The 19,548-nt window shown below is 42.9% G+C and carries 11 protein-coding genes, 2 tRNA genes and 3 rRNA genes; 5 read left to right on the plus strand and 11 right to left on the minus strand.

Features of this window, described 5'->3' with window-relative positions:
- Positions 1-373: 373 nt before the first annotated feature.
- Positions 374-2,779: a YgiQ family radical SAM protein gene (locus ACFN7Z_RS16660; RefSeq protein WP_010325667.1), complete on the minus strand. Its 2,406-nt coding sequence runs from the start codon at positions 2,777-2,779 to the stop codon at positions 374-376.
- Here ACFN7Z_RS16660 and ACFN7Z_RS16665 point away from each other — a divergent pair.
- On the plus strand, positions 2,778-3,005 hold the full coding sequence (locus ACFN7Z_RS16665; RefSeq protein WP_010325666.1) for a hypothetical protein: 228 nt from the start codon (positions 2,778-2,780) through the stop codon (positions 3,003-3,005). The two genes, ACFN7Z_RS16660 and ACFN7Z_RS16665, sit on opposite strands and share 2 nt — an antisense overlap.
- 271 nt (positions 3,006-3,276) lie before the next feature.
- Here the strand turns inward: ACFN7Z_RS16665 and ACFN7Z_RS16670 are convergent, their stop codons facing one another.
- From ACFN7Z_RS16670 to def, 9 genes are all read right to left on the minus strand, one after another.
- Positions 3,277-4,569, minus strand: coding sequence for a glutamate carboxypeptidase (locus ACFN7Z_RS16670; protein ID WP_010325665.1), 1,293 nt, complete (start codon positions 4,567-4,569; stop codon positions 3,277-3,279).
- Positions 4,570-4,811: 242 nt separating this feature from the next.
- Positions 4,812-4,926: ribosomal RNA gene (gene rrf, locus ACFN7Z_RS16675) — 5S ribosomal RNA — on the minus strand.
- A 238-nt stretch (positions 4,927-5,164) separates the two neighbouring features.
- Positions 5,165-8,058: ribosomal RNA gene (locus tag ACFN7Z_RS16680) — 23S ribosomal RNA — on the minus strand.
- 420 nt (positions 8,059-8,478) lie between these two features.
- Positions 8,479-8,554: transfer RNA gene (locus ACFN7Z_RS16685), tRNA-Ala, on the minus strand.
- A 68-nt stretch (positions 8,555-8,622) separates the two neighbouring features.
- Positions 8,623-8,699: transfer RNA gene (locus ACFN7Z_RS16690), tRNA-Ile, on the minus strand.
- 61 nt (positions 8,700-8,760) lie between these two features.
- Positions 8,761-10,298 (minus strand): 16S ribosomal RNA (locus tag ACFN7Z_RS16695).
- The 16S, 23S and 5S rRNA genes sit together here with 2 tRNA genes alongside, the layout of an rRNA operon.
- A 710-nt stretch (positions 10,299-11,008) precedes the next feature.
- Positions 11,009-13,036 (minus strand): TonB-dependent copper receptor, encoded by a 2,028-nt coding sequence (locus ACFN7Z_RS16700; RefSeq protein WP_010325664.1) that lies wholly within the window; start codon positions 13,034-13,036, stop codon positions 11,009-11,011.
- A 71-nt stretch (positions 13,037-13,107) separates the two neighbouring features.
- The gene (locus ACFN7Z_RS16705) at positions 13,108-13,545 is read right to left on the minus strand and encodes a DUF2946 family protein (RefSeq protein WP_010325663.1); all 438 of its coding nucleotides are present in this window, start codon (positions 13,543-13,545) and stop codon (positions 13,108-13,110) included.
- A gap of 90 nt (positions 13,546-13,635) precedes the next feature.
- A complete protein-coding gene (def, locus tag ACFN7Z_RS16710; protein ID WP_004684452.1) occupies positions 13,636-14,169 on the minus strand; it encodes a peptide deformylase in 534 nt (177 codons plus the stop codon).
- Positions 14,170-14,289: 120 nt separating this feature from the next.
- On the opposite strand from def, the gene ACFN7Z_RS16715 reads away from it, so the two are divergent.
- The 3 genes from ACFN7Z_RS16715 to ACFN7Z_RS16725 are packed head-to-tail and all read left to right on the plus strand — an operon-like array spanning position 14,290 to position 17,215.
- Positions 14,290-15,444, plus strand: coding sequence for a LysM peptidoglycan-binding domain-containing protein (locus ACFN7Z_RS16715; protein WP_010325662.1), 1,155 nt, complete (start codon positions 14,290-14,292; stop codon positions 15,442-15,444).
- Positions 15,445-15,466: 22 nt separating this feature from the next.
- On the plus strand, positions 15,467-16,600 hold the full coding sequence (gene dprA, locus ACFN7Z_RS16720) for a DNA-processing protein DprA (RefSeq protein ID WP_010325661.1): 1,134 nt from the start codon (positions 15,467-15,469) through the stop codon (positions 16,598-16,600).
- Positions 16,601-16,645: 45 nt separating this feature from the next.
- Positions 16,646-17,215, plus strand: coding sequence for an L-threonylcarbamoyladenylate synthase (locus ACFN7Z_RS16725; protein ID WP_010325660.1), 570 nt, complete (start codon positions 16,646-16,648; stop codon positions 17,213-17,215).
- Between the two features lie 399 nt (positions 17,216-17,614).
- On the opposite strand, the gene ACFN7Z_RS16730 is transcribed toward ACFN7Z_RS16725, so the two are convergent.
- On the minus strand, positions 17,615-18,535 hold the full coding sequence (locus ACFN7Z_RS16730) for a DMT family transporter (RefSeq protein WP_010325659.1): 921 nt from the start codon (positions 18,533-18,535) through the stop codon (positions 17,615-17,617).
- A gap of 335 nt (positions 18,536-18,870) precedes the next feature.
- Here ACFN7Z_RS16730 and ACFN7Z_RS16735 point away from each other — a divergent pair, with 335 nt between their 5' ends.
- Complete coding sequence (locus tag ACFN7Z_RS16735) at positions 18,871-19,425, plus strand: hypothetical protein (protein ID WP_010325658.1); 555 nt, start codon at positions 18,871-18,873, stop codon at positions 19,423-19,425.
- Positions 19,426-19,548: the final 123 nt, after the last annotated feature.

Genomic DNA, 19,548 nt, shown 5'->3' on the forward strand with positions numbered 1-19,548 from the left:
CTTTTGATCTTTATTATAATTTTCGGTATCACAACCATTTTTATTCGATCAGTATAACCTACTGACCATTTATCCAAACCACGCAATAAAAAAACTAAAGCTAAAATCAAACAAACGCTGATAAAACTAAACAATTTTTTGCAATGTCATTCGTTGTAACACGTTTTGTTTTAATCTAAATGAAATTTTGGCTCTTTAGCCTATCTACACTGTAATAGAGTGATCCATTCACGTGCAATATGATTCTTTGGACTGACCCAATTTTCCAGACGTATGGCAGAAAAGCCAATCTTTGAGTTATTTTTCTAACGCAATAAAAAAGATCAATCCTAAAAAAGGATGCCGTAGCATCCTTTTTTATATTCAATTGCGATTAAGCACGTGACTTAGACTTTGGTTTTGACTTTGAATGTCCAAATGGCTTCTTGGCATCACCTGCTTCACGCGGTGGTAAACCTGTATGCTGCGTTAAAATCTGACCGCGCTCAGGACGCTTTTTGGTATTTGATGGACGCGATTGATTTTTCGCTTGTTGGTTACGGCTATCACCATTACGTTTTTGCGAATCGCCATCCACGGTTGAGTTTTTCTTCCGAGCAGACTGATACTGACCTTCTGTCCCTTGCGGTTGATAGGTTGGAATCAAATGCTGTTTCGAGTTGCCAATCAAATCTTGGCGGCCCATCTCCTTTAAAGCTTCACGTAATAATGGCCAGTTGTTTGGATCATGATAACGCAAGAAGGCTTTATGCAGACGACGACGCTTCTCACCTTTCACAATATCAACATCTTCAGTATATCGCGCCACTTTAGCTAATGGGTTTTTACCCGTGTGATACATGGTGGTCGCGGTTGCCATTGGTGATGGATAGAAAGTCTGTACCTGATCGGCACGGAAACCATTTTTCTTCAACCAAATCGCCAAATTCATCATGTCATATTCGGTCGTACCCGGATGCGCTGCGATAAAGTACGGAATTAAATATTGCTCTTTACCTGCTTCCTTACTGAAACGATCAAACATTTGCTTGAAACGATCATAGGTTCCGATGCCCGGTTTCATCATCTTAGACAATGGACCTTTTTCGGTATGTTCAGGCGCAATTTTTAAATAACCACCAACATGATGCTGTACCAATTCTTTGACATATTCAGGGTTTAACACCGCCAAGTCATAGCGCAAGCCTGAACCAATCAGAATCTTTTTAATGCCTTTAATGGCACGTGCTTTACGATATAGCTGCGTTAAAGGTGCATGATCGGTATGTAGGTTTTGACATACGCCCGGATAAACACAGGATGGTTTACGACAGTTCTTTTCAATTTCAGGGTCTTTACAGTGCAAACGATACATGTTTGCAGTTGGGCCACCCAAGTCAGAAATGATGCCGGTAAAACCCGGTGCAGTATCACGAATCTTTTCAACTTCACGTAAAATTGATTCTTCTGAACGGTTTTGAATGATGCGTCCTTCATGTTCTGTAATCGAACAGAAAGTACAACCACCAAAACAACCCCGCATGATGTTCACAGAGAACTTAATCATGTCAAATGCAGGGAAACGGGCATCGCCATAGACAGGATGTGGTAGACGTGCATAAGGTAAATCAAATACATAGTCCATTTCTTCCGTCGTTAACGGAATCGGTGGAGCATTTAACCAGACATCACGCTCGCCATGCTTTTGTACCAATGCACGAGCATTTCCTGGATTGGTTTCAAGGTGCAAAATACGGTTGGCATGTGCATATAAAACGGGATCATCTGCCACCGCTTCAAATGCAGGCAAGCGAATCACAGCCAGCTCACGCGGCGGTAATTTATGTTTAATTGCCTTTGAAGACGGCTGTAACTGCACAATTTGTGTATCAGGATCGAGTTGATCCCCTTCACGAACAATTTGATTCGTCACAATTTCTTTTTGGAAATTTTGGTATTGGGTTAAAGAATTACCCTTATCTTTTTCAATTTCACAGCCATCTAAATCTTCAGTCATCACATAAGGATTGATAATCGGATCGACACGACCAATGGTATCCACATCATTCGATGCAATTTCCACAAACTTGGCTTTAGATGGACGGTTTAACTTATTCACGATAAATGCCGTGCCACGAACATCTGTAATTTCGTGAATTTTTTCGCCTTTGGCTAAGCGATGCATCACTTCAGTAATTGAACGCTCACCATTACCATACATCAAAAGATCGGCTTTTGAGTCCATCAACACTGAACGACGAACTTTGTCTGACCAATAGTCATAATGTGCAATACGACGTAAAGATGCTTCAATTCCACCTAACAATACAGGTACATCTGGAAATGCTTCACGCACACGTTGGCAATACACCGTTGCTGCACGGTCTGGACGTTTATTGGGTAAATTATCTGGCGAATAGGCATCATCAGAACGAATTTTACGATCAGCCGTATAACGGTTGATCATCGAATCCATGTTCCCAGCAGTCACACCCCAAGCGATATTTGGCTTACCCAAAACTCGAAATGCTTCAACATTAGTCCAATCAGGTTGTGCAATAATCCCGACACGGAAACCTTGTGCTTCTAACGTACGGCCAATAATGCCCGAACAAAATGATGGATGGTCGATATACGCATCACCACAGACCAAAATAAAGTCACAACTATCCCAACCGAGTTGGTCCATTTCCTCGCGCGACATCGGCAAAAATGGCGCAGGTTCAAAACATGACGCCCAATATTTGTCGTAATCAAACAACGCTTTAGGCGCGGTCTGCATAGTATAAGCAGTAGACATGGCTAGCAATTCTCGGCTGGCAGATGAAAGATCTCAAATAAAGATCAAAGATGAAAGCCGATCATTTTACCATGAATTACATTCAGCTTGCTTGGTTAAAAAAGCATCATATACAGCACGTTATCATTTATTTTTTTATGCAAACGTAATTTCGAAGTTTTTATTTAAAAAGAAACAATTTGACAGTGAAGAGACAAAAGCTGGCCCTTCATTCCTTAAAGAATAAAGATCAATGTCCAATCACTTGGGACAGTAAGCAATACATCGAGACCCAACTGACTCAGCTGAATTATGCAGCAAAGAATGAAAAATTAACATCAACTATAGCTATGCCGATCTCTCAGAATATCCCTCACTTTATATAGTTTTTATTTAAGATATCACCCATTTCCTTTTAAGATTCTAATATTTAGATTAATGAAAGATGCTACTAAAAATAAACACCATCTTTCATCATGTAAAAACTCAATCAGTTGAGTTCTTTCATACCAACTTTATTATTTTTGAGCGGTCGATAAGTCCATAATCAACTTTGTCGCTAAATATAAACGCGGCACAATACTTTCGACCAGAATATATTCAGCATTATTCGAATGTGCACCATCACCAGATAAGCCCATGCCTTCTAAAATCGCTGCTTTCGAATTTAAGCCAGCAAATGCTGCATCTGTACCACCACCTGTTGCTTCAGTTAAGACCTTCATTGGTAAGTTAAAATCATTTTTGTAAATAAGCTGTGCTTGTTCAGCCAATTTTTTTGCCTGTGGATTTGCCATTAAAGGTGGGCGACGCATTTCAAACTTTAACTTAACTTCACTATCAGCTAACTTTTTACGTTTAATCCTTTGCTGTAATACACGTTCCACTTGCTGAAAATCTTTAACTTGCAAAGCACGAACATCTGCTTGTGCAGTCGCAAGGTCTGGAATCACGTTACGCACTTTACCTGCACTCGCTACAGTCCAGTTTAATTTCAACCCTGTTTTAAGATTGGATAAATCTTGTAACTGTAAGATTTGATGTGATAATTCTGTCAGTGCATTTATGCCTGCTTCAGGCTTAACCCCTGCATGTGCAGATTTCCCGTGAACCTCTAAATATGCTGCACCAATCCCACTGGTGGCTAATCGTAAACTGCCATCTTTACCACCACCCTCAAATGACAAAACCACATCTTGGTCTTGTGCAGTTTCAGTAATCAGTTTGCGTGAACCTGGCGAACTGATCTCCTCATCGGAGTTAAGTAAGATTGTGATCGTGCCATAGTCTTGATAATTCAACTTTTTCAAAAGATCAAGCGTATGAATAATCGCAGCAACCCCCTGTTTATCATCTAAAATTCCAAGACCAAAAACTTTATCCCCTTCCATTTTAAAAGGTTGGTCTTTCAACATTCCTGTTAAATACACCGTATCCATATGAGCAATTAGCATAATTTTACTGCTGCCTTTACCCTTTAAAACAGCTTTTACCATTGGACCAGTCTGTTGGGGCGTATCATCCATACGATATATATCTTTAGCTTCTACAATACTGACCTCAGCTCCTGTCATTTTTAATTGTTCAGCGACATATTTGGCTATCTTATTCACGCCGACAAGATCTTTACTCCCCGACTCAATATTGACTAAAGCCTCTAGAGTATTTAAATAATTCTTTTTTTCTGACTCAACCAGATGTTTGACCTGATCATTAGATACAGCATGTACTTGCCCAAAAGCCAAACAGCTCAACAACGCACATGAGATTAAAGGAAGTTTTTTCAGTTGATATTGAATTTTATTAGACATACTCATTATTCCATTTAAAGATATTGCTAACAAACTATGAGCATTTGATCGACTATCCAATTTTTTAAAAATTTTAAAACAAAAATGTTGGGTAGATTAAATGTCATGATCGATAAATAAGTAAATCAGTATGTAGAAACCTGTCCTAAACCTCAATTAGACGATTGATTCGTTCATTTTTATTATTTCACACATAAAAAAATCCCCCTCAGCGCTTAGCGGAGGGGGATTTAGAATTAATGAGCTGGCGATGACTTACTCTCACATGGATAACTCCACACTACCATCAGCGCTAAGAGGTTTCACTTCTGAGTTCGGGAAGGGATCAGGTGGTTCACTCTTGCTATTGTCGCCAGCACAACTGTTTATGACTATTCGTTGGGTCTTATTTACACATTGTGTATGCCTAACTTTCATCAAATGAGTTATTAACAGGTATATTTGAGTTGATTTTAACATAAAGCATAGCTTTATGTCTTGCGCTCGGACAAACATAATTAATGTTTGTTTATTCCTCGCTCATGTATCTAGCTTTATAACTAAATCAAGTTGTTTGCAGTGATTTGAACCACAACACCAACTGTTTGGGTGTTGTATAGTCAAGCCTCACGAGCAATTAGTATTGGTCAGCTTCACATATCACTATGCTTCCACATCCAACCTATCAACGTCGTAGTCTTCAACGGCTCTTTAGAGGACATAAAGTCCTAGGGAAATCTTATCTTGAGGTAGGCTTCCCGCTTAGATGCTTTCAGCGGTTATCCCTTCCGAACATAGCTACCCGGCGATGCGACTGGCGTCACAACCGGTACACCAGAGGTTCGTCCACTCTGGTCCTCTCGTACTAGGAGCAGATCCTCTCAAATTTCCAACGCCCACGGTAGATAGGGACCGAACTGTCTCACGACGTTCTAAACCCAGCTCGCGTACCTCTTTAAATGGCGAACAGCCATACCCTTGGGACCTGCTTCAGCCCCAGGATGAGATGAGCCGACATCGAGGTGCCAAACACCGCCGTCGATATGAACTCTTGGGCGGTATCAGCCTGTTATCCCCAGAGTACCTTTTATCCGTTGAGCGATGGCCCTTCCATACAGAACCACCGGATCACTAAGACCTACTTTCGTACCTGCTCGACTTGTGGGTCTCGCAGTTAAGCGCGCTTTTGCCTTTATACTCTACGCGTGATTTCCGACCACGCTGAGCGCACCTTCGTACTCCTCCGTTACTCTTTAGGAGGAGACCGCCCCAGTCAAACTACCCACCAGACATGGTCCTCGTCCCGGATAACGGGACAGAGTTAGAACCTCAATATTACCAGGGTGGTATTTCAAGATTGGCTCCACCGAAACTAGCGTCTCGGTTTCAAAGCCTCCCACCTATCCTACACAAGTAAGATCAAAGTTCAATGTCAAGCTGCAGTAAAGGTTCACGGGGTCTTTCCGTCTAGCCGCGGGTACACCGCATCTTCACGGCGAATTCGATTTCACTGAGTCTCTGCTGGAGACAGCGCCCCCATCATTATGCCATTCGTGCAGGTCGGAACTTACCCGACAAGGAATTTCGCTACCTTAGGACCGTTATAGTTACGGCCGCCGTTTACTGGGGCTTCGATCAAGAGCTTCGCTTACGCTAACCCCATCAATTAACCTTCCAGCACCGGGCAGGCATCACACCCTATACGTCCACTTTCGTGTTTGCAGAGTGCTATGTTTTTAATAAACAGTTGCAGGGGCCTGGTTTCTGTGGCTGCCAATAGCTCAAGGAGTAAATCCTATCACCGTCGGCAGCGTACCTTCTCCCGAAGTTACGGTACCATTTTGCCTAGTTCCTTCAGCAGAGTTCTCTCAAGCGCTTTGGTCTACTCGACCTGACCACCTGTGTCGGTTTCGGGTACGATTCCTATGTAACTGAAGCTTAGAGACTTTTCCTGGAAGCATGGTATCAGCCACTTCACTGTACAAGTACAGCTTGCTATCAGTTCTCAGCATAGAGTACCCCGGATTTGCCTAAGATACATGCCTACAACCTTCCACCTGGACAACCAACGCCAGGCTGACTTAACCTTCTCCGTCCTCTCATCGCATTACATAGAAGTATTGGAATATTAACCAATTTCCCATCGACTACGCCTCTCGGCCTCGCCTTAGGGGTCGACTCACCCAGCCCCGATTAACGTTGGACTGGAACCCTTGGTCTTTCAGCGTGCGAGTTTTTCACTCGCATTGTCGTTACTCACGTCAGCATTCGCACTTCTGATACCTCCAGCATACTTCTCAATACACCTTCATCGGCTTACAGAACGCTCCCCTACCACTTGCAATAAATTGCAAATCCGCAGCTTCGGCATATAGTTTTAGCCCCGTTACATCTTCCGCGCAGGCCGACTCGACTAGTGAGCTATTACGCTTTCTTTAAAGGGTGGCTGCTTCTAAGCCAACCTCCTAGCTGTCTATGCCTTCCCACATCGTTTCCCACTTAACTATAATTTTGGGGCCTTAGCTGGCGGTCTGGATTGTTTTCCTCTTGACTACGGACGTTAGCACCCGCAGTCTGTCTCCCGGATAGTACTCATTGGTATTCGGAGTTTGCATCGGTTTGGTAAGTCGGGATGACCCCCTAGCCGAAACAGTGCTCTACCCCCAATGGTATTCGTCCGAGGCGCTACCTAAATAGCTTTCGGGGAGAACCAGCTATCACCGAGTTTGATTAGCCTTTCACCCCTATCCACAAGTCATCCCCTGGCTTTTCAACGACAGTGGGTTCGGTCCTCCAGTTAGTGTTACCCAACCTTCAACCTGCTCATGGATAGATCACCCGGTTTCGGGTCTACACCCAGCAACTAAACGCCCTATTAAGACTCGATTTCTCTACGGCTCCCCTATGCGGTTAACCTCGCTACTGAATGTAAGTCGCTGACCCATTATACAAAAGGTACGCAGTCACCGAACAAGTCGGCTCCCACTGCTTGTATGCATGCGGTTTCAGGATCTATTTCACTCCCCTCACAGGGGTTCTTTTCGCCTTTCCCTCACGGTACTGGTTCACTATCGGTCAGTCAGGAGTATTTAGCCTTGGAGGATGGTCCCCCCATATTCAGACAAGGTTTCACGTGCCCCGCCCTACTCGACATCATCATATAAGCCCTTTCGTGTACAGGACTATCACCCACTATGGTTGCACTTCCCAGAGCATTCCACTAGAACTTATATGACTTAATGGGCTTTTCCCCGTTCGCTCGCCGCTACTGAGGGAATCTCAATTGATTTCTTTTCCTAAGGGTACTGAGATGTTTCACTTCCCCTCGTTCGCCTCGTATGACTATGTATTCATCATACGATACCTGCCTTATGACAGGTGGGTTTCCCCATTCAGAAATCTCCGGATCACAGGATATTTGCCGCCTCCCCGGAGCTTATCGCAGGCTATTACGTCTTTCATCGCCTCTGACTGCCAAGGCATCCACCACATGCACTTAATTACTTGACTATACAACCCCAAACAGTCGTTAATCCCTACAAGTAGGATTAAGACAGTCTATGATGATTTCTCATCACTTCCTTACAGTTTGTTGCTCTGTGTACTTAAACACTGTACAGCTTCAATTCAATTCACATACCAAAACGCTTGATTCAGTTAATTTCGCTAGTAACTCATTTCTTCAATCTTCATCAATCAGTAATAAATCACTGTTAATGTCGATCTTAAAAACGAGTATGAACAAATTATTTCAACTCAAATATATTCTGTTAATGATTTTTCCAGCCTTCGTCAGGTCAGGAAACTGTGATAAATCACAGAAGTTAATAAGTTATCTACTTACTAATTTCTGTAATCCAACCTATCTGCGCGAAGCATAGCTTCTTGCTTAAATTTCAAGGAAAAGCATGCTTTTCTTGTCTTGAAATTTGGTGGAGACTAGGAGAGTCGAACTCCTGACCTCCTGCGTGCAAAGCAGGCGCTCTACCAACTAAGCTAAGTCCCCAGCTTATCAATAAGTCAATGTCTCTGTTTTTCTGTATTCAGCATTTAACAATGCTTGTTAGTCAGATTTGGTGGGTCTGACAAGACTTGAACTTGTGACCCCACGCTTATCAAGCGTGTGCTCTAACCAACTGAGCTACAGACCCTCAGATACATCGTCATGAAGAACAACTTGTTGTGGATTCTTACCAATCGTCAATCTTTCGTTAAGGAGGTGATCCAGCCGCAGGTTCCCCTACGGCTACCTTGTTACGACTTCACCCCAGTCATCGGCCACACCGTGGTAAGCGTCCTCCTTGCGGTTAGACTACCTACTTCTGGTGCAACAAATTCCCATGGTGTGACGGGCGGTGTGTACAAGGCCCGGGAACGTATTCACCGCGGCATTCTGATCCGCGATTACTAGCGATTCCGACTTCATGGAGTCGAGTTGCAGACTCCAATCCGGACTACGATCGGCTTTTTGAGATTAGCATCCTATCGCTAGGTAGCAACCCTTTGTACCGACCATTGTAGCACGTGTGTAGCCCTGGTCGTAAGGGCCATGATGACTTGACGTCGTCCCCGCCTTCCTCCAGTTTGTCACTGGCAGTATCCTTAAAGTTCCCGGCTTAACCCGCTGGCAAATAAGGAAAAGGGTTGCGCTCGTTGCGGGACTTAACCCAACATCTCACGACACGAGCTGACGACAGCCATGCAGCACCTGTATGTAAGTTCCCGAAGGCACCAATCCATCTCTGGAAAGTTCTTACTATGTCAAGACCAGGTAAGGTTCTTCGCGTTGCATCGAATTAAACCACATGCTCCACCGCTTGTGCGGGCCCCCGTCAATTCATTTGAGTTTTAGTCTTGCGACCGTACTCCCCAGGCGGTCTACTTATCGCGTTAGCTGCGCCACTAAAGCCTCAAAGGCCCCAACGGCTAGTAGACATCGTTTACGGCATGGACTACCAGGGTATCTAATCCTGTTTGCTCCCCATGCTTTCGTACCTCAGCGTCAGTATTAGGCCAGATGGCTGCCTTCGCCATCGGTATTCCTCCAGATCTCTACGCATTTCACCGCTACACCTGGAATTCTACCATCCTCTCCCATACTCTAGCTTCCCAGTATCGAATGCAATTCCTAAGTTAAGCTCAGGGATTTCACATCCGACTTAAAAAGCCGCCTACGCACGCTTTACGCCCAGTAAATCCGATTAACGCTCGCACCCTCTGTATTACCGCGGCTGCTGGCACAGAGTTAGCCGGTGCTTATTCTGCGAGTAACGTCCACTATCCAAGAGTATTAATCTCAGTAGCCTCCTCCTCGCTTAAAGTGCTTTACAACCAAAAGGCCTTCTTCACACACGCGGCATGGCTGGATCAGGCTTTCGCCCATTGTCCAATATTCCCCACTGCTGCCTCCCGTAGGAGTCTGGGCCGTGTCTCAGTCCCAGTGTGGCGGATCATCCTCTCAGACCCGCTACAGATCGTCGCCTTGGTAGGCCTTTACCCCACCAACTAGCTAATCTGACTTAGGCTCATCTATTAGCGCAAGGTCCGAAGATCCCCTGCTTTCCCCCGTAGGGCGTATGCGGTATTAGCATTCCTTTCGGAATGTTGTCCCCCACTAATAGGCAGATTCCTAAGCATTACTCACCCGTCCGCCGCTAGGTCAGGTAGCAAGCTACCCTTCCCCGCTCGACTTGCATGTGTTAAGCCTGCCGCCAGCGTTCAATCTGAGCCATGATCAAACTCTTCAGTTAAAATCATTAGTAGCTTATGGCTACAAATCTTGGCTCATCAATTTTCTGACAAATATTTCTCAAATAAACTTCGAGTAATTCTTACCATCAATCAATGAAATATTTTCGATCGATCAATCAGTAAAAATCCACACAAGTTGTTCTTCATAATCTCTTAATGATCTTCTTGCTGATTCGTCATCAGCAAGCTAGGTCGGCTATACTACTCTTTTTCAAGAAGAAGTCAACTGGTTTTGTTAATTATTTTTAAACCTATTCAAGACTTCCAGATTTTACCGCTTGGGCTAAATCCTTGTTTCTCAACAAGTTTTAATCAACATCACCGCCGATGGATGTGCATTCTACAGTATTTCTAATCCCTTGCAACACCTTTTCTCAATAAATATTTCTGCATGTTTATTTTTCAAACTCATAAAAATATAAGTTACTGTTATTTATGCAAAATCTTTTTTAATAAATTTATCTACTTCCTAGCTAGCGCCTTAAACCGCCCATCACATTCGCACAAATTAAACTTAATATATTGTTTTAATTAATTTAAATAGAAATATATCAAAGTAATATTTAAATATTTTATTTAAATCGCTTTTTCTTTCTACTTTTTATGGTGAATATCCGCTCACAATGCTGTTTTCTCACTCAATTCCTACCTTAAAACCAAAACAGCCATTCTATTTCTAGAATGGCTGTTTCCGATCATCTCAACATGTTTAGAACTTCATACTGATACGCGCCCAATAATTACGTCCAATATTATTGAATTGTTCGGTTGCAGCATAATCAAAACCTGAACTTCCAAGTTTATTCAAATGCTCGGCATAGTTTTTATTCAGCACATTATCTATTCCGACTGAAAGGTCTAAATCTTTTTGGATATTATAAGTCCCATTTAAAGACAAAGTTCCAAAACTTTTACTGTCTTCTAAATCGTATCCAATGATATTGCCTTCTCGATAACTGGTACGATCTTGTGCTGCCACCACACGCCATAACAAACCAAGATTATATTTCTCTTGCACATAACGTAGATTGAAACGCCCTTCTAATGGTGCAATTTGCGGTAAAGCGGTGTGATCCGTTGTATTTTCACCCCACGCATACATGGCACTGATATCCGCTTGAATTTGATCCGTCAACTGGTAAGCCACACCTACTTCAGCACCGGCAATGGTTGCATCGACATTTCGGCTACGAGCTTCATATTTCGTTTTACCCATAGAAATCACGGGTACATATTTAACTAATATATAGTCTTGAATTAAGCCTGCATAAACTGAAGCCCATGATTTAAATGCACCCTGTTCATATTGATAACCTGCATCAAACTGCGCGGTTTTTTCATTCTCTAAATCGGCAAAGGTCGTACCTGTACTTTGATGGTATTTGGTACTAAACAATTCCCAATAATCAGGCACACGCTCCACATAACCCAAACCTGCGTAAGTTTTAACATGTTCCGCAAGTTCACTTTCAATTCGAATAAAACCACTTGGCAGGGTTTCTTTACGCTCTGTATCAGTGGCTAAGTTATCGATCTTCGCTTGATCGAGGCGTGCACCTGTCACCAGTTTATGCTGATCATTGAATGCATAACTCAGCTCACCGAAAGCCCCATAAGACTCAAAATCCATATCTCCGACACGAGCTTTATTTTGATAAGGAGACATTAAGCTACCACTACGTTTAGTGTGCTCATTTTTTTGACTATCAATACCTGAAATAAGTTGCAATTTTCCCCAGTCCTGCGTCATAGCAACCCGTGCATTTAAAGTCCTACGAGCAACATTTGAAGCCATCGGCATTGACATACCATCTGCGGGATTAAATTTTCGCAAACTAAAATTATCCATGACATGATCGTTATAGCTATAGTCCACCTGCGCTTCGACTTTCTTGATCACCTCGCCAATGTTTTTCTTTTCAACATGTAAACCTAGACTTTCACGAGCAAACTTAGAGCCATCCATGCTACGTCCAGCATAGACTGCCTCACCATCACTCTTCCCACCTTTCAGCTCTATCCATGTGTCCTCATTTGGAGTCCAGCCCAGCGCAAGATCTGCATTCCACTTTTCCCAATCGGACGGAACCGTATTGCCAGCTCCATCTTGATAACTATCTGCAATCGAACGGTTGGCATTTAAACGTGCATATTTCGTTTCATCACCAACAGCGGCTTCAACATTCTGATCCAAACGACCGTAAGAACCAAGCATGGCACTGGCTTGCCCACGATAAGGTTTCGCCGAAGTGAGCTGCTCAGGCTCACGTTCAAAGATAACGGTTGCGGCTGAGCCAGTATGCGCATACTGAACGGTTTGTGGCCCTTTTACGACTGTGATTTTGTCGTAGCTTTCAGGGGAGACATAAGAAGCTGGATTATCCATACGACCTGGGCATGCGCCTAAATTTTCCGTACCATCGGTGAGAATTTTAATACGTGAGCCAAACATACCACGGAAGGTGACGTCACCATTCGCCCCGCCATTTTTGATTTGGTTAAAACCCACAATACTTTGTAGGTAGGCTGCACCATCAACCGCAGGAATCGGCTGAGTGGGTTGTTTAGGGTCGGCATGTACAATCAGACCATGGGCATCATTGCCCTGCTGAGCCGTCACCACGATAGGTGCTAAAATGTGCGCACTGTCTGCTTCAGCGGCAAATACTACACTTGAAAAACAAGCAAGAGAAATCGCAGCCGCAAGAGGCTGTAAAAAGAATGTAGGCTGAGCCATTTTTATTCTCACTGAATCTATAAATACAACTAGGCTAGAGTCCGTTAAGACCCGAAAATATATGTCTAGGTTTATACAAACAGTGGCGGTGCTCGCCCTTGAGGCAGTAAGAAGAGTTGTTGCAGTGCAAACCAAACATGCGCAAAGGCTTTTTGGAATGCAATTAAACGGACTTGAATACGGTCAAGTACCGCTTTTAACTCTAAATCAGGCGGCAACACGAGATTGCCATACACCGTACAGTATTGGCATTGATGACTTGCATCATGATGATTGTGTTCAGCAGGTTGTGAACTGAGTTCATGCTGAGCCTGCATTTCATGCTGATGTGTGGAATGCTTTTCAGCATGAGAACTGAGATGTTCAACTGGTTTGAGTAAAAGCGCACGCGAAATGGTTTCACAGACCGGCGCAATTTGATATTGCGTCGGTAGTAAAGGCTGTAAAAAAACAGCAATCTGTAAAAACACGGCTACACAAGACAGTAGCAACGCAGCTCTAAAAAACAATCCATTCCATCCGAATTGAGAACGCGGCCAGTATAACAAAGCCCAATCGAAATTGGGCTCACTTTAAAGATGATTTTTAAGCAAAAAAAATTAACCGCGTTTCACAGCCACTTTGTCTTTTTGGCGCTGCCGGGTCAATTTTTCCACTTTTTCACGTGCGCGTTGACGCTTCAGTGGTGACAAATAGTCGACGAACAATTTGCCATTTAAGTGATCCATTTCATGTTGAATGCAAACAGCGAGAAGTTCGTCAGCTTCGATCTCAAATGCTTGACCTTCAAGGTTAATTGCTTCGATCTTTACGCGTGACGGGCGCTCAACTTTGTCGTATATTTGGGGAACTGATAGGCAGCCTTCTTCATAGGGCTGCGTTTCTTCAGTCAATGGGGTAACTTTGGGGTTAATGAATACCAAAGGTTGATCTTTATGTTCAGATAAGTCCATGACAATCAACTGAATATGACGATCAACTTGTGTCGCGGCAAGTCCAATGCCTGGCGCTTCATACATGGTTTCAAACATATCTGCAGCCAGCTGACGAATTTCATCAGTAACTTCTTCGACGGGTTCTGCAATGGTACGAAGACGGGGATCAGGAAAACTTAAAATAGGTAATAAGGCCATACTGCGTCCTCAATTATGCCATTGATCAAAAAACCAAATGAAGGGAATGCTTGATCAAAAAAATGTGTGTAATATCGTTATTATAACGCAACTACATACATAATTTTAGGAATTATGATAATGAAAAAGGTTTTTATGGGCATGCCATCTTTTAGTGCCTTGGGGTTTAAGCAACACATGTTAGCACTTGCGGTTTGCGTAAGTGTTGGCGCTGGCGTCACTTCAACAGCTCAAGCTGCACCTACACGAAATTACAATCCTCCTGCTTTAAAAGCCAATGCACCGAATGTTTATGTGGTGAAAAAAGGCGATACCCTGTGGGATATTTCTAAACGTTTCCTAAACAATCCTGTGCGTTGGCCTGAAATTTGGGCTAGCAATAGACACGTCAAAAATCCGCATTGGATTTTCCCGGGTGATCGTTTATTGATGTGTACCTATGAAGGTCGTCCAATTATTGGTAAAGATGAAGGCGATGGCTGTGAAGGGATTATTCGTCGTTATACAGGCGGCACTAAACTTCAACCTCAAGCACGGGTTGAGTCTTTAAACAATGCTATTCCTGTCATTCCACTGGAATACATTAAAAACTGGCTTGAACACAGCACTATTCTTTCAGAGGAATCTTTGGAAGGTACACCGTATATCATTGGTGCTGCCGATCAGCGTGTGATTGCAGGTAAAGGTCAAACCGTTTATGCACGTGGCCAAGGCATTGAAGTCGGTCAACGCTACGCGATTTACCGTGAAGGCGAACCGTACATTGTGACGGATGCAGAGGGTAAAAAACAAAATCTAGGTCTAGAATTGACTCAGGTTGGCTCAGCCATTGCCATTCGTGGTGAAAATGATATGTCCACCTTAGAAATCACAGACTCGTATAATTCTGAAGTACGTCGTGGTTATCGCGTACTGCCTGAATACGACGCCATGCTTCCAACCTTGTTTTACCCAACACATGCACAAGATGTGACTGATGGTGGACAAGTGATTCGTGTTCAAGGTTCGATTGGTCTAGCTGCGAAGCATTCAGTTGTAACCATTGACCGTGGCACAGTGGATGGCGTTCAATCGGGTTATGTATTCTCGGTTAGTCAAAAGGGTCAAGAAATTCGTGATCCGAAAACCAATGAAAAACTGACCCTTCCAACGGAGCGTATCGGCAACATCATGGTCTTTAAAACCTTTGATCGTGTCAGCTATGCTTATGTGCTCGACAGCGAACTACCAATGAACTTGGGCGCGAAACTTTCTCCCTCTGTCGTGGATGAATAATCCGTTGCCTTAAGGTGTATATATGCTGAACTCTTTATCACATGAACAGATTGCAACAATCACCCTGTGGTATTTGGTTCAGCATTCTTTATCGAGCTTTCAAAAACTACAGCAGCATTTTGGCACAAGCACAAAAGCTGTTGCTGCCTCCAATCATCAGATCTGGCCAAATCTCGGCTTACACAAAAGTCATCTACAACGTGTCGTAGAAATTCAAACACCTGCTGGACAAATCAAATTACAAACTTTACTGCAGGACGTCCAAGCCAGTTGTGATTTTATTTTGCTTGATACTGAAAGTCATTATCCCTCGCAGCTGCTGCCCTATGCTGACCGACCACCGATTTTATTTGGTCAGGGCAATCCACAAAGTCTACTCCAGCCTCAAGTTGCTATCGTCGGCAGTCGAAAACCCAGTCCGCACGGCAAGCAAGTGGCTTATGACTTTGCTTATTATCTCGCCGAGAAAGGCTTTTATATTTGCAGTGGTTTAGCTGAAGGCATTGATGCTGCAGCACATCAGGGCGGATTAAAACATCAACGTACCATTGCGGTGATGGGCACGGGCTTAGATCTCACCTATCCTTCCCAACATCAAACACTGCGTACGCAAATATTAGAAAATAATGGCTGTATTATTACTGAGTTTTTACCTCAAACCCCGCCTTTAAAACGTAATTTCCCACGGCGAAACCGCATCGTCAGTGCATTGAGTTTAGGAGTTGTGGTTGCAGAAGCCGCACTCAAAAGTGGCTCTCTTGGCACAGCCAAATCTGCTGCTGAACAAGGCAAGACGATTTTTGCGATTCCCGGTCATATTTACAGCGAACACCATCAAGGTTGTCATCAACTGATCCGAGAAGGGGCGATTTTGGTCGATCATCCTGAGCAAATCATTGAAGACTTGGCACTCCCCACTCAATGGCATAGCCAATCCCAGTCACAAGAAACCACCCCAAGTGCTAGTATTGAGATCCCATCTGATTTACTCGAACTTTATAATCAACTGGATTGGGTTGGACAAAATATGGATCAACTTAATTTCAAACTTAACATCGATATTGCCACACTCACTAGCCAGTTAATGGAACTGGAGATTTTAGGACTCGCACAACAACAGGCTGGCAATTATCTGCGTTGCCGTTCCAACCAATAAGGTTCACAATAACCCTTTATGAATCAATAAAAGGTACAAAGTGTAATGATTACCACCTCTGTGACTGAAGCGGCGCAATGTTTAAAACAAGGTCAAGTTTTAGCATATCCAACAGAAGCAGTATGGGGTTTAGGCTGTGATCCGTATAACGAACAGGCTTTTCTAGATATTTTGCAGATTAAGCAACGCCCGATTGAAAAAGGGGTAATATTACTGGCTGGGCAAATTGCTCAAGTTGAACCGCTTTTAGAACATTTAGATCCCCACATCCGTCAACAAGTGATCGACAGCTGGAGCGATCGCAGTCCATCAGAACGCGCAACCACGTGGTTGTTACCTGCAAATGAACATATTCCAACATGGATTAAAGGCAATCACCCTAAAGTTGCTGTACGGGTAACCACACATCCGATTTGTGTGGCGCTTTGCAATGCCTTTCAAGGCTTTATTGTCTCAACCAGTGCCAACCCCGCTGGATTGCCACCTGCTCGTTCACTACAAGATGCCAATCACTACTTTGCGCAACAAGTGAATTATCTGAATGGTGACCTAGGCTTGAGCCAAGAACCGAGTCGCATACTCGATGCCGAAACTGGAGCCGTGGTTCGTGCTTAAAAGCATGCTCTTTCTCAGGATTTTTACTGAAAAATAGATAAAAAAAAGCTCAGCCATATAGGGATGGCTGAGCATAAAAAAGGATGTGTAATCACATCCAGAGGGTCTGAAAACTGATGAGCAAACACTTAATACCCGTTTTGACATTGGCCTAAGTTTGCAGTGCGCGTATTATGTAGCAAATTGCATTTCTAAACAAATAGATTTTTTATATTAAAAACAGCGTTAAAACGCTGATTAATGGAGATAATTAAATTGTAATTCAAATTATCTACCTATTTTTAATCAGCTTTTGCATACATTAAATACATTCATCATCTAAAATAGCATTAATAAATTAACTTATTAATGAATTATTCTATTAAAAAAAGAATTTAAATGGCCATTTTTTAATCAATATCAATCCATCGAGTTTGCTAAAGGTGGCGTTTTTAATGCTGTTTTACGCTGTGCAAGTAAAATACCACAGATAATGACCACTCCACCGACCGTATGATAAATCGTCCACGCCTCTTTCAACCAGACATAGGCAATCACTGCGGTAAAGACCGGCATCAAGTTCATAAAAATACTGGTTCGATTCGGCCCTAAATGGGTAATGGCCAACATCCACAGTAAAGGTGCAACTAAGGAAGGGAAAATGCTGGCATACATGACACTTGCCGCATTTTGACTATTGATTGAATCGAGACCGAAATAGACAATGAAAGGTAAATGGTAAAGCAGTGCAAAAAAGATCTGTACATAGAGGCTCAACATCAAGGGAATTTGCAATTGCCACTTTTTTAAAAACACCCCGTAAAAGGCATAGAAGAATACCGCAACCACCATCAGGACATCACCCAAATGCCCACCCGATTGAACTAAGCCTGCAAGATTGCCCTGCCCAATGATATAAACCAAACCTGCAAAAGATAAAATACTCCCGATCATCGCAAAACGATTTGGAATATCTTTTAAGATCAGCAGTGAAACAAAAATGGTAAAGATCGGAATAAAGGCATTAATCAGTCCCATATTGGTCGCGGTCGTATAGTGCGCTGCGGTGTAGGCTAAGCCCTGATACAACACTAGGCCAAATGCACTTAGCACTGCCAACTGCCCCAAATGCGCTCGGATCAATGCCCACTGCCGACATAATGGTCGCACGACAAAAGGCGTTAACAGAATGAAGGCAAAGAACCACCGATAAAAACTAATACTGACTGGCGAAATGAAATCAGCTACATAACGCGTAACGACAATATTGATCGACCAAATGAGTACGGCAATGATAGGCAGACTCAAAGCCCAATACATACGTTGTGGTGTGGTACTCATTCTTTTTCCCGTTTAGCTTTTGTTTGCAAAATTTAAATGAATGGTAAAACATTTTTATGATGTATTCGAATATCATTTGGGTATCACACATAATTGATACATTTATCTTAAAATATAAACTTCATAAAAAACATAATATTAAGACAATATAAAACTATACATTTCAATAAATTGATGTATTTCAGCAGCTTCACTCTACAAAAACACCATAGAACAATGTCAACGATCTCTGCATCGTATTGATGCTGTTCTAGCGAACGTATTTTTTAATTGATTGGTCATTGCTCTTAAACTCTGGCCTACAAAAACATATTTCCCGATAGAAGGATGTCGTTATGAAAAAGTTACTTTTAACCACAGTTTGTATGGCCACACTTACTTTGGCTGCGTGCGAAAAAAAAGGAACTGAGCCAGCCGTTGAACAAACAACGTCTGCATCTGAAGCGACCTCAACCGAAGCAACAACTATCGTTGCTAATCACAGCAATAACAATATTGCCGATATTCAAGCCGATTTGTTAGCCGTACAAACGCTATCGAATGCCAAAGCTCAAGAAGCCGCCACGTTTCAAAAAGAAGTGAGTGCAACCTTAGAGAAAAAGGATCCCACTCAAATTAAAGCCATGGTTGAAAAAACAGAAACCTATGTAAAGCAATTTAATGATGAATTAGATGCCTTAACCTTAAAAAGTGCTGAAGTAGATGCTTTACGTGAAAAAATGCAGGACGCCAATGATCTGGGTGTAGAGCTCACCAAAGAAAGTACAAAAACAACGCCAGATAGTGCGAAAATCACCGAACTACAAAACAAAGCCACTGAATTGCAGAAATCGATCATTGCTGACGTAACGGCTTTGGAAGCGAAAGTCAAAGCGGCTCCAGCGTCTTAATGACCTCCCTACCCTTTAAAGCAAGCCTTGGCTTGCTTTTTTGTTGCGATCAATCCGCAAATGGGCGTGACTTTGTCGAACGCTTCCAACACAATAAAATGCACATCGTATAAGGACACGCAA

This window comes from Acinetobacter sp. P1332 (assembly GCF_044057475.1).
In the GTDB taxonomy this organism is placed as follows: Bacteria; Pseudomonadota; Gammaproteobacteria; order Pseudomonadales; family Moraxellaceae; genus Acinetobacter; species Acinetobacter johnsonii.

Excerpts from the sequence above, each read along its gene's own strand:
- ACFN7Z_RS16665 (WP_010325666.1), top strand. The coding sequence starts at position 2,778 with ATGGCTAGCAATTCTCGGCTGGCAGATGAAAGATCTCAAATAAAGATC.
- ACFN7Z_RS16660 (WP_010325667.1), bottom strand. The coding sequence starts at position 2,779 with ATGTCTACTGCTTATACTATGCAGACCGCGCCTAAAGCGTTGTTTGAT.
- ACFN7Z_RS16670 (WP_010325665.1), bottom strand. The coding sequence starts at position 4,569 with ATGTCTAATAAAATTCAATATCAACTGAAAAAACTTCCTTTAATCTCA.
- ACFN7Z_RS16700 (WP_010325664.1), bottom strand. The coding sequence starts at position 13,036 with ATGGCTCAGCCTACATTCTTTTTACAGCCTCTTGCGGCTGCGATTTCT.
- def (WP_004684452.1), bottom strand. The coding sequence starts at position 14,169 with ATGGCCTTATTACCTATTTTAAGTTTTCCTGATCCCCGTCTTCGTACC.
- ACFN7Z_RS16715 (WP_010325662.1), top strand. The coding sequence starts at position 14,290 with ATGAAAAAGGTTTTTATGGGCATGCCATCTTTTAGTGCCTTGGGGTTT.
- dprA (WP_010325661.1), top strand. The coding sequence starts at position 15,467 with ATGCTGAACTCTTTATCACATGAACAGATTGCAACAATCACCCTGTGG.
- ACFN7Z_RS16725 (WP_010325660.1), top strand. The coding sequence starts at position 16,646 with ATGATTACCACCTCTGTGACTGAAGCGGCGCAATGTTTAAAACAAGGT.
- ACFN7Z_RS16730 (WP_010325659.1), bottom strand. The coding sequence starts at position 18,535 with ATGAGTACCACACCACAACGTATGTATTGGGCTTTGAGTCTGCCTATC.
- ACFN7Z_RS16735 (WP_010325658.1), top strand. The coding sequence starts at position 18,871 with ATGAAAAAGTTACTTTTAACCACAGTTTGTATGGCCACACTTACTTTG.